Raw genomic sequence first — 11,207 nt, forward strand, 5'->3', positions numbered from 1 at the left:
GCATGGATGGCGCGGGCCAGCACCTGGGCCTCGACGTCGCGACCGAGGCTGACGTAATCCTCGGGTGACTGGGCATGGGTCACGCGGATCGTGTCCTGTTCGATGATCGGACCCTCGTCCAGATCGGCGGTGACATAATGGCTGGTCGCGCCGATCAGTTTCACGCCGCGCTCGTAGGCCTGCTTGTAGGGGTTGGCGCCTTTGAAGCTGGGCAGGAACGAGTGGTGGATATTGATGATCCGCCCCGACATTTTCCGGCACAGCGCATCCGAGAGGATCTGCATATAGCGCGCCAGTACGATCAGCTCGGCACCGGTTTCCTCGACCACCTCCAGCAGGCGGGCCTCGGCCTGCTGCTTGTTCTCTTTCGCGACCCGGATGTGATGAAAGGGGATGTCGTTGTTCACCACCAGCTTTTGATAGGTCATGTGGTTCGAGACCACGCCGACGATGTCGATGGGCAGCGCGCCGATCCGCCAGCGATACAGCAAGTCGTTCAGGCAATGGCCGAAATTCGACACCATCAGCAGCACCTTCATCGGCTGCGTGGAATCGTGGATTGTCCAGTCAAGCCCAAGCGGCCCGGAAATCGCGGCAATACCCTGTTCCAGTTCCCCGCGTGTCGCCCCCGATTCCGGGCGGAACGAAATACGGGTGAAGAATCTGCCGGTCAGGTCGTCGTCGAACTGCGCCGCATCGGTGATGTTGCAGCCATATTCGGCCAGACAACCCGAGATCGCCGCCACGATCCCCCGGCGGGATTCGCATTGCACGGTCAGGACATAGGTGCGCATCGCGGGCTTCCTCTACTGCTTTTGGGGTGAAGAAACCCGTAACCGCGGCGCTTGTCCAGCGTCGGTTGCACGGCCCCGGCCCGCAATGCCCGTCCGGCCGTGGTGCGGGAAAGGTCTGACGAGGCCATGCGTTGCCGCCCCGAGTTTTCGGGGAAACATGTGTGACGGCGCCGCCGGATGATTTGCGTCCCGCGATAGCCGGGGGAGTTGCACCCCCCGGACCCCCTGCTTTTCGCGCCCCAGTTCCGCCATCCGCAGGCTGACCGCGCGCGAAGCGCGCGTCCGGCCGGGCGGCAGCGTCCGGGCCGGGCTTTGCCCGGCCCGCGCCTCCTTTCCGCCCTGGCGAAAGCTGGCCGTTCCCGCGCGGCGGGGTGGGCTTGTCCCGAAGCGACGATCAGGACTTGCCGAATTCCAGCCGTGTCGCGAACCAAAGGGCGAGGATGGTGCAGATCGCGCCGGACAGCAGGTAAAGACCCGCCGCGCCAAGGCCCAGCCAGGCGGACAGGCCAAGGGCCGACAAGGGCGCAAAGCCCGCGCCGAACAGCCATGACAGGTCCGAGACCAGCGACGATCCGGTATAGCGGTGGCTGGCCTCGAACATCGAGGCGACCGCGCCCGAGGACTGGCCGAAGCTGATGCCCAGCAGCGAGAACCCGACGATCATGTAGATGGCCTCGCCCACTCCGCTGCGTGACAGCATCATCGGCGCGATCACGGCGAAGATGGCGATCCCCACCGCGCCCCGCAGCAGCAGCTTGCGATGCCCGATCATATCCGCAAGAAAGCCTGACAGGATGATTGCGCCAAAACCGAAGGCCGCCGCAAGCGCCTCGATCAGCAGGAAGGTCGCGACCCGTTCGCCAGTGAACAGATAGACCCATGACAGCGGAAACACCGTAACCATATGGAACATCGCGGCGCTGGCCAGTGGCACGAATGTCCCCGCCAGAATCGTGCGGCCATCCTCGGCGATGGCCTGTTTCAGGGGAATGGGCTCAAGGTGGCGGGCCTGGAACATTTGCTTGTAGTCGGGCGACACGACGATGCGCAGCCGCGCGAACAGTGCCACCACATTGATCGCGAAGGCCACGAAGAACGGATAGCGCCAGCCCCATTCGAGGAAATCCGCCTCGGACATGCTGGATACCAGAAAGGCGAACAACAGGCTGGCCACGATCAGCCCCAGCGGCGCGCCAAGCTGCGGCACCATGGCGTAAAGCCCGCGCTTGTCGCGTGGCGCGGTCATGTTCAGCAGCGAGGGCAGGCCATCCCATGCCCCTCCAAGTGCCAGCCCCTGCCCGATCCGCAAGAGGCACAGAATCCAGATCGAGGCCGCGCCGATGTTTTCGTACGATGGCACCAGCCCCATCGCGACGGTGCAACTGCCCAGAAGAAACAGCGCGAGGGTCAGTTTGGTTCCCTTGCCATGGGCGCGGTCGATCCTGGTGAAGATCGCGGTGCCGACGGGCCGTGCGATGAAGGCCAGCGCAAAGATGACAAAGGCCCACAGCGTCCCCCTCAGCGGCGTTTCAAAGGGGAAATAGCGCTGCGGAAAGACGATGACGCAGGCAATGGCAAAGACGAAGAAGTCAAAAAACTCGGATGTCCGGCCGATGATGACCCCGACTGCGGTATCCGAGGGTGAAATCGCGTGTCCTTCATGTCGGGCGGGCGGGGTGACGGTTGCGTCGCTCATCTTTCGCGGCTCCCATATGGTGCGGTCGTGTTCATCCGCTGCGCGACCGTATCGTTCAAGAATGCTGGCCTGACCGGACCAGCAACCCACGAACGTCGCGGGCGGATGCCGGGTTCCGTCCCTGACATGCTATCCTCTGGTCCGGCCTCGCGCAATATTGACCGACCGGGGGGTGTTCAAGTTCTCTTGTCTTGCCGGTTCCGATGAGGCAAGCTAACGGAACACGCAGTTCGGTGGAACTTGTTACCGGGCGCTGCGTTCAGCACTCTGAACCCGGCACAATTCGGGATTGATGCAATGAAACCTGGTCTTATCCGTGCCTTTGGGGCGGGGCTGACGGTGGTTGGCCTGACGGCCTGCAAAGCAGTCGTGCTTGAGCCTTCCGGCGATATTGCAGCCCGACAGCGCGACCTGCTGGTCGATGCGACATGGCTGATGCTGCTGGTCATCATCCCGGTGATGATCATGACCATCTGGTTCGCCTGGACCTATCGCGCCTCGAACACAGAGGCCGAGTATCACCCGGACTGGGACCATTCCACCAAGTTCGAACTGGGCATCTGGGCCATTCCGCTGCTGATCATCATCTGTATTGGCGCGATGACCTGGGTGGGCACGCACAAGCTGGATCCCTATCGCCCGCTGGACCAGCTTTCCGCACAACAGCCGCTGCCCGCCGATACGCAGCCGATTCGCGTTCAGGTGGTGTCTCTGGACTGGAAATGGCTGTTCATTTACCCCGACTATGGCGTCGCCACGCTGAACGAGCTGGCGGTCCCTGCCAATCGCGAGATCGCGTTCGACCTGACATCCCAGTCGGTGATGAACGCCTTTTATATCCCGGCGATGGCGGGCATGATCTATACAATGCCGGGGATGGAGACGCGGCTGCACGGGGTGCTGAACCGCGAAGGCGTCTACAAGGGCTTGTCCTCGCATTATTCGGGTGCCGGTTTCGCGGGGATGCATTTCCTGACCCATGCCACCGACGAGGCCGCATTCGAGGACTGGATCGCCCGCGCCCGCGCCGGTGGAGGCGATCTGACCCGCGACGCCTATATGCAGCTTGCGGCGCCAAGCGAAAACGAGGAACCTCGCACCTGGGGGCATGTCGATCCGGAACTGTTCGACCGTGTCGTGAACCTGTGCGTCCCCGAGGACAAGATGTGCGCGGCCGAGATGATGGCCATTGATGCAAGGGGTGGCATGGGCCTTGAGGGCGCGGTCAATATCCAGCATCTGACCCATGAACGGAATGCCGCCATCGTGCCGGTCACGCCGGTTCTGGGCCGCGCGCCCTTCATGGTCACAAGCATCTGCACCCCGGAAGAGGCGGCGCTGATGTTCGCCCGCACCGGCGGCGCGTCCAGGGCGCAGCGGCGCACGGATCAGACCCCGATGACCGGCCACGCGCTGCCCGTCCCTACCGGCCTGTTCGAACGGCTTACCGGCCTTGCCGCGCAGGAATCCCGCCGTCAGGCATCTGCCGACCAGTAAATCCAGCACGGACATACGGACATGGCCTCACCCGCGAATGTTGAAACCACCTTCCTGTTCGGCCGCCTGACCTGGGATGCGATCCCGAAAGAGCCGATTGTCTGGGGTACCTTTGCCGTCGTCGTTCTGATCGGCGCGGCGATCCTGTATCTGATCACCCGGCACAAGCTTTGGGGCTATTTGTGGCACGAGTGGTTCACCTCGGTCGATCACAAGAAGATCGGCATCATGTATATCATTCTGGGCCTGATCATGTTCGTGCGCGGCTTTGCCGATGCGATCATGATGCGGCTGCAACAGGCTATGGCCTTCAACGGATCCGAGGGCTATCTGGTTGCGCATCACTATGACCAGATCTTTACCGCCCACGGCGTGATCATGATCTTTTTCGTGGCCATGCCGTTCATCACCGGGCTGATGAACTTTGTCGTGCCGTTGCAGATCGGCGCGCGCGACGTGGCCTTTCCGTTCCTGAACAATTTTTCGTTCTGGATGACGGTGGGCGGGGTCATCATCACCATGGCCTCGTTGTTCGTGGGCGAATACGCGCAGACCGGCTGGCTGGCCTTTCCGCCGCTGTCGGAACTGAGTTACAGCCCCTATGTCGGGGTCGATTACTATATCTGGGGCCTTCAGATCGCCGGGGTGGGTACGACGCTGTCGGGGATCAACCTGCTGGTCACGATCCTCAAGATGCGCTGCCCCGGCATGACGATGATGCGGATGCCGGTCTTTACCTGGACGGCGCTGTGCACCAACATCCTGATCATCGCCACCTTTCCGATTCTGACGATGACGCTGGTTCTGCTGACGCTGGATCGTTATCTGGGGATGAATTTCTTCACCAACGACCTTGGCGGCAACCCGATGATGTATATCAACCTCATCTGGGTCTGGGGTCATCCCGAGGTCTATATCCTGGTGCTGCCGATCTTTGGCGCGTTCTCGGAAATCACCGCGACCTTTTCGGGCAAGCGGCTGTTCGGCTATACCTCGATGGTCTATGCGACGGTCTGCATCACCATCCTGTCCTATCTGGTCTGGCTGCACCATTTCTTCACCATGGGTTCGGGTGCGTCGGTGAACTCGTTCTTCGGAATCACGACGATGATCATCTCGATTCCGACGGGCGCCAAGATGTTCAACTGGCTGTTCACCATGTATCGCGGCCGTATCCGGTTCGAGTTGCCGATGATGTGGACCATCGCCTTCATGCTGACCTTCGTGATCGGAGGGCTGACCGGCGTGCTGCTGGCCATTCCGCCCGCCGATTTCGTGTTGCACAATTCGCTGTTCCTGGTGGCGCATTTCCACAATGTGATCATCGGCGGCGTGGTTTTCGGATGCTTTGCGGCCTTCAATTATTGGTGGCCCAAAGCCTTTGGGTTCCGGCTGGACCCGTTCTGGGGCAAGGTCTCGTTCTGGTGCTGGGTCGTCGGCTTCTGGGTGGCCTTCACGCCGCTTTATGTGCTGGGCCTGATGGGCGTGACGCGGCGGACGCGGATGTTCGACGATCCGGATCTGCAAATCTGGTTCATCATCGCCGGTATCGGCGCGGCGATCATCGCCTGCGGCATTCTGGCGATGTTCGTGCAATATGGCGTCTCGATCCGCGACCGGGCCCGGCTGCGCGATGTGACCGGCGATCCGTGGAACGGGCGGACGCTGGAATGGGCGACACCCTCGCCGCCTGCGCCCTATAACTTTCCCTTCACCCCTGTGGTTCACGATATCGACGCCTTTACAGACATGAAGGCCGCCGGTCAGGCCCGGATCGTCGCGCCCTATATCCCGATCCACATGCCCAGAAATACCGGCTCGGGTGTGATCCTTGCCGGGCTGGCGACGGTCTGCGGCATGGCGCTGATCTGGTATATCTGGTGGCTGGCCTTCCTGTCCTTTGTCGCAACGGTCGGCTTTGCGATCTGGCACACATTCGATTACAACCGCGATTACAACATCCCCGCCGACGAGGTCCGGCAGACCGAGGACGAGCGCAGCAGACTTCTGGCGCAGGGGGCCTGAACCATGACCGACGTGACCAACGCCAACCATTATTGGGAAACCGCGCCCCATCACCACGACGAGGGCGGTTCCACGGGCATCGGCTTCTGGGTCTATCTGATGAGCGACTGCCTGATGTTCGCGGTCCTCTTTGCCGCCTATGGTGTGCTGCATGGCAGCTATGCCGCGGGCCCCGGCCCCAGGGACGTGTTCGAGCTGCCTCTGGTCGCGCTGAACACGGCGATGCTGCTGTTTTCGTCGATCACCTATGGCTTTGCCATGCTTGAGATGGCGAAAGGCAACCAGCAGGGCACGCTGCGCTGGTTGGGCGTGACGCTGTTCTTTGGCCTGTGCTTCCTGTCGATCGAGCTGTACGAATTCAGCCACCTGATCCACGAGGGCGCAGGGCCTTGGCGTTCGGCCTTTCTGTCCGCCTTCTTTTCGCTGGTGGGCACGCACGGGCTGCATGTCACCTTTGGCTCGATCTGGCTGGTGACGCTGATGGTGCAGGTGCGCCAGAAGGGGCTGATCCCGGCCAACCGCCGGCGGCTGACATGCCTCAGCCTGTTCTGGCACTTTCTGGATGTCGTCTGGATCGGCGTCTTTACCATTGTCTATCTGCTGGGGAATGTCTGATGACCGCGCGTTCCGAATATCCTGTCCATGACCACGATCACGATGACGGCCACGCGCATGGCAGCTTTCGGTCCTATATGAACGGCTTTGTGCTGTCGGTCATCCTGACAGTGATCCCCTTCGCCGTCGTCATGAGCGGCGGTTTCGAAAGTCGCGGCACCACCATTGCCGTAGTGGTAGCCTGCGCGCTGGTGCAGGTGCTGGTCCACGCGGTGTATTTCCTGCATCTGACCGGCAGCGCCGAAGAGGGCTGGACGATGATGTCCACCATCTTCACCATCATTGTCGTCGCGATCATGATTTCCGGCTCGCTTTGGGTGATGTTCCACCTGAACCAGAACATGATGCCGCAGATGGATCACGAATTGCAGCTTCAGCAACCGGTCGGCCAGTGACCCGGCCCCGCCATCGCGCGGGGCTGCTGATCGTCACCCTGCTGGCTCTGGCGATGGTCGCGGGGCTGGTATCGTTGGGGATATGGCAGGTGCAGCGGCTGCACTGGAAAACCGGTCTGATCGCGCGGGTCGGGGCGCAGCTTGCCGCCGCCCCGGTTCCGGCCCCTGCCCCGCCTGACTGGGCCGTGCTGACCACGGGCCGCGACGAATACCGGCGCGTCACGGTCAGCGGCACGTTCGATCCCGCTGCCGATACTCTGGTCAGGGCTGTCACCGATCTGGGTGGGGGGTATTGGGTGATGACGCCGCTGCGGGTGGATGCGGGCTGGACGGTCTGGGTCAATCGCGGTTTCGTGCCGCAGGATCGCAGCGCGCCCACGGATCGCGGCCAGCCCCGGCAAGCGCAGATCAGCGGGCTGTTGCGCATGTCGCAGCCGGACGGAGCCTTTTTGCGCGCCAACGATCCCGCCCTGGGCCGTTGGTATTCGCGCGATACGCAGGCCATGGCGGATGCGCGGGGGGTTGGCCCGGTGGCCCCCTATTTCATAGATGCCGGCGCAGGCGATCCGGGCGTGCTGCCCGTCGGAGGGCTGACCGTCATCCGGTTCCGCAATCCCCATCTTGGCTATGCGCTGACTTGGTTCGCGATGGCCGCCGGGCTGGCCGTGGCCTGCACCGTCCTGCTGGGCCGGGAATGGCGGCGGCGTTACACGCCGGGGGCCAGGTCATAGGCCGAAACCAGCGCGCGGGCCTTGTCGCGCACCGTATCGGCGCTGTCTCCGGGGCGATAGACGCTGGTGCCCATGCCGAAGGTCGTGACGCCCGCGCGCATGTAATCGCCCATGTTGTCCGGCCCGACACCGCCCACCGCGCCGACCACCGTGCCCGCAGGCAGTACCGCCATCAGCGCGGCGATGCCGCCAGGGCCCATCAGCGTGACGGGAAAGAACTTCAACCCCGAGGCCCCGGCCTCAAGCGCGTCGAATGCCTCGGTCGGGGTCAGGACGCCGGGCATTGTCACCATGCCCCGGCTGGCGGCGTGGCGGATCACATCGGGGCGCATGTTCGGGCTGACCATCAGCCGTCCGCCCGCATCGGCGACCTGATCGACATGCGCCACGCTTAACATCGTACCGCCTCCAATCAGCGCGTGGCTGCCGTGCCGCGCGGCCATGATGCGGATGGATTCGACCGGATCGGGCGAGTTCAGCGGAACCTCCAGCGCCTCGAACCCCTCGTCGATCAGCACGTCGGAAATGGCGGCGGCATCGGTGGGGGTAATTCCGCGCAGGATCGCGATCAGTCCGCGTTTCAGGCCCGGCCATTCAACCCGGCTCATACCCATCCCCAGATCTCGCCAGCGGCGGCCACAAGGCCCTGCCGCGTCGCCTGTTCGGCGTCAGCGGCGTGAATCGTCACGCCCGCCCGCGCCAGTGCCGCCCCATAAAGCGGCCCCAGCCCCGCCTGCCCGACCAGAATGACATCCGTGCCAGACGCGACCTGCCGCCCGGTCTCGGCCCCGATCAGCAGGCCCGACAGCCGTGCAAAACACGCCTGCGCGTCGCGAAAACCCAACAGATTGCCCGCGCGCAGCGGGAAAAGCTGGCCCATGACCGCGCCGGGATCGTCCAGCGCCTCATCGACCGCCGCCAGAAAGCCGGGGGCGTCGGGGAGGATGCGCCCGCCCTCGGGCATGGCGTGGCGCAGGATGCTGTGGCGCGACAACAGATCGAACAGCTCGCCCGTCAGGAAGCTTTGGAAATCGACCACCGCGCCGCCCGCCAGATGCGCCCATTTGCAATGCGTGCCGGGCATGCAGACCAGCCCCTCGGCCCCGCTGCCTGCCGCAAGGCCCAGAAGCTGCGTTTCCTCGCCGCGCATCACATCGGGCCGGGCCGGATCGCGCTGCGCAAGACCGGGCAGGATGCGGATGTCGCGCCCGCCCGTCAGGGTTTCCGGCAGCCGCACCGCCTGCCCCGCAAGCGCCGAGACCGGAGCGGGCAGATCGGCATAGGGGGCCTCGAACCAGCCCTGCCGCGCGCCTGCCATGCCGCAGATCAGCACCGGCAGGCCCTGCCCCTTCGTCCGCGCCAGATGCGCATCCAGCACCGGGGCAAAACCCGCTTCGGCGCAATGCTGCATCCCCTCGGCGCTGCGGCTTTCCGCCGCCACCGTGCCATCACGCCCCATTACCCACAGCCGAAAGCTGCTGGTACCCCAATCGACGGCGACGAAATCCGCGCTCACGTCTTGTCCTTCGCGCTGTCGGCCCGGTTCGACCGGATCGAGGACCACAGCGACAGCCCGATCAGTGCCGCGCCGCCCAGCCCGGTCACGACTTCGGGGATATGGAACAGCGATTGCGCATACATGATCACCGACAGGGCGGTGATCGCATAAAAGGCACCATGTTCCAGATAGCGATAATGGGACAGCGTGCCCTTATCGACCAGCATGATCGTCATCGACCGCACATACATCGCCCCGATCCCGAGGCCGATGGCGATAACGAACAGATGCTGGGTCAGCGCAAAGGCGCCGATCACCCCGTCAAAGCTGAACGAGGCGTCCAGCACCTCAAGATACAGAAAGGCCCCCAGCCCGCCCTGCGCCGCGCCGCGCCTGCTGCGCTGCGAGGATTTGTCCAGCAGCCCCCCCAGCACCTCGACCAGCAGAAAGGTCAGCAGGCCCCAGATCGCGGCGGTGAAAAAGACCTGCCGCTCTGCGCCATGCTGCAATCGCGCAAAGCCCAGCACCAGCAGCAGGACGACCGCCACCTCGACCCCGCGGACAGTGGCGTAATCAGCCATCTTGCGTTCCAGCCAGCGGACCCAGTGCACGTCCTTTTCATGATCGAAGAAAAAGCTGAGCCCGACCATCATCAGGAAGGTGCCGCCAAAGGCCGCGATGGGCAGATGCGCCTCGCGCATGATGCGGGCATATTCCTCGGGATGCGCGGCGGCCAGGACCAGAGCCTGCCACGGCCCGATCTTTGCCGCGATCACCACGATCAGCAGCGGAAAGATCACCCGCATCCCAAAGACGGCGATCACGATCCCCCAGGTCAGAAAGCGGTGCTGCCAGACCGGGCTCATGGATTTCAGCTTGTTCGCGTTGACGATGGCATTGTCGAAGGAAAGCGAGATTTCCAGAACCGCCAGCACCCCGCAAATCACAAAGACGGTCAGCATGCCGCCAAATGTGCCGGAGGTTTGCCAGCCAAGTGCCGCCCCAAGGGCAAGCCCGATGGCCGTCACGATGAAGGCCCAACGGAAATAGTGCAGAAATCCGCGTGCTGTCGCGCCTGCGCCGGAATGATGTGTCCTGTGCTGCATCTGAACTGATCTCGGCGGCTTTGACGCGTTGCGGTGCCGACATCACGAAGCGCCGCCGCATTCGCCAGAGGGGCCCGGTCACCGAACTGTGTCCGTTCGTGACGGACCCGCCCTGTCTAGCAGCATGCCGCTGACGCGCAAGGTGGAACTTGCCAAATGTCGGGTCTGCGGGATGAGTGTGCCGCGTGGACCGGCAGAAGCCTCGCCCTGCCCCGGCCATTTGCGCGACGTCCCGGCCGGATGAATTGCGTCCCGCGATGGCCGGGGGGGCTGTGCGCCCCCCGGACCCCCGGCATATGCCTGCGGCGGCTGGTTGCTGTTGCCCTTGCCCCTGGTGCGCGCGGGGCAGTTGGCTGGCGATGCCACCGGGTTGCGCCCGCCTCATGGTCATTTTCTTCCTTTCCCGGCCATCCGCAGACCGTCAGCGCGCGAAGCGCGCGCCCGGCCGGGCGGCAGCGCGCGGGTCGGGCTTTGCCCGGCCCGCCCCCCTTTTTTGAGGCTGTTGGCGACGACACTGATTGCCGTGACGGGCTGCGAAACCGTTTCCTTGCGGGCAGGTTTTTCCTTGCCCCCGATCCTTGTCCTGGCGGCAGCGCCGGATGATTTGCGTCCCGCGGTGGGGGGGGGGGGGGGGGGGGGCGGGGCCCCCCCCCCCCCCCCCCCACACCCAAACCCACCCAAAGAAACACCACCACAAAACACTAACAACCAAACACCAACACAAAAAAACAACAAAAAAAAAACAAAAAAACCACCACCAAAAAAAAAAGCGACACCCAAAAAAAACCAAATAAAAACAACACACCAAAAAAACAATCAACACACCCCAGCCCACACCGCCCCCACCCCA

10 protein-coding genes are annotated in these 11,207 nt (G+C 63.5%); 5 read left to right on the forward strand and 5 right to left on the reverse strand.

Features of this window, described 5'->3' with window-relative positions:
• Window positions 1-794 (reverse strand): formyltetrahydrofolate deformylase (purU, locus tag ACK5L9_RS07000; protein WP_416910750.1); only part of this gene is annotated, 794 nt, incomplete at its 3' end.
• Between the two features lie 394 nt (window positions 795-1,188).
• On the reverse strand, window positions 1,189-2,490 hold the full coding sequence (locus ACK5L9_RS07005; RefSeq protein WP_416910751.1) for an MFS transporter: 1,302 nt from the start codon (window positions 2,488-2,490) through the stop codon (window positions 1,189-1,191).
• Window positions 2,491-2,787: 297 nt separating this feature from the next.
• Here ACK5L9_RS07005 and cyoA point away from each other — a divergent pair, with 297 nt between their 5' ends.
• From cyoA to ACK5L9_RS07030, 5 genes are read left to right on the forward strand one after another with little or no spacing between them, the layout of a single operon-like run.
• Window positions 2,788-3,987 carry a ubiquinol oxidase subunit II gene (cyoA, locus tag ACK5L9_RS07010; RefSeq protein WP_416910752.1) on the forward strand — a complete coding sequence of 400 codons (1,200 nt, stop codon included), beginning with the start codon at window positions 2,788-2,790 and terminating at the stop codon, window positions 3,985-3,987.
• Window positions 3,988-4,008: 21 nt separating this feature from the next.
• Window positions 4,009-6,012 carry a cytochrome o ubiquinol oxidase subunit I gene (cyoB, locus tag ACK5L9_RS07015; protein ID WP_416910753.1) on the forward strand — a complete coding sequence of 668 codons (2,004 nt, stop codon included), beginning with the start codon at window positions 4,009-4,011 and terminating at the stop codon, window positions 6,010-6,012.
• Window positions 6,013-6,015: 3 nt separating this feature from the next.
• Window positions 6,016-6,627, forward strand: coding sequence for a cytochrome o ubiquinol oxidase subunit III (gene cyoC / locus ACK5L9_RS07020; protein ID WP_416910754.1), 612 nt, complete (start codon window positions 6,016-6,018; stop codon window positions 6,625-6,627).
• Window positions 6,627-7,022 (forward strand): cytochrome o ubiquinol oxidase subunit IV, encoded by a 396-nt coding sequence (cyoD, locus tag ACK5L9_RS07025; RefSeq protein ID WP_416910755.1) that lies wholly within the window; start codon window positions 6,627-6,629, stop codon window positions 7,020-7,022. Before cyoC ends, cyoD begins: the two co-directional genes overlap by 1 nt.
• Window positions 7,019-7,753 (forward strand): SURF1 family protein, encoded by a 735-nt coding sequence (locus ACK5L9_RS07030; protein WP_416910756.1) that lies wholly within the window; start codon window positions 7,019-7,021, stop codon window positions 7,751-7,753. The genes cyoD and ACK5L9_RS07030 overlap by 4 nt, the downstream gene beginning before the upstream one ends.
• Here the strand turns inward: ACK5L9_RS07030 and ACK5L9_RS07035 are convergent.
• From ACK5L9_RS07035 to ACK5L9_RS07045, 3 genes are read right to left on the reverse strand one after another with little or no spacing between them, the layout of a single operon-like run.
• Entirely contained in the window at window positions 7,729-8,361 is a 633-nt protein-coding gene (locus tag ACK5L9_RS07035) for a 2-dehydro-3-deoxy-6-phosphogalactonate aldolase (protein WP_416910757.1), read from the reverse strand. The genes ACK5L9_RS07030 and ACK5L9_RS07035 overlap by 25 nt on opposite strands.
• Window positions 8,358-9,269: a 2-dehydro-3-deoxygalactonokinase gene (locus ACK5L9_RS07040; protein ID WP_416910758.1), complete on the reverse strand. Its 912-nt coding sequence runs from the start codon at window positions 9,267-9,269 to the stop codon at window positions 8,358-8,360. The genes ACK5L9_RS07035 and ACK5L9_RS07040 overlap by 4 nt, the downstream gene beginning before the upstream one ends.
• Window positions 9,266-10,357 (reverse strand): DUF475 domain-containing protein, encoded by a 1,092-nt coding sequence (locus ACK5L9_RS07045; RefSeq protein WP_416910759.1) that lies wholly within the window; start codon window positions 10,355-10,357, stop codon window positions 9,266-9,268. The genes ACK5L9_RS07040 and ACK5L9_RS07045 overlap by 4 nt, the downstream gene beginning before the upstream one ends.
• Window positions 10,358-11,207 lie beyond the last annotated feature (850 nt).

The sequence above is a fragment of the Paracoccus sp. (in: a-proteobacteria) genome (assembly GCF_047973135.1).
GTDB lineage: Bacteria > Pseudomonadota > Alphaproteobacteria > Rhodobacterales > Rhodobacteraceae > Paracoccus.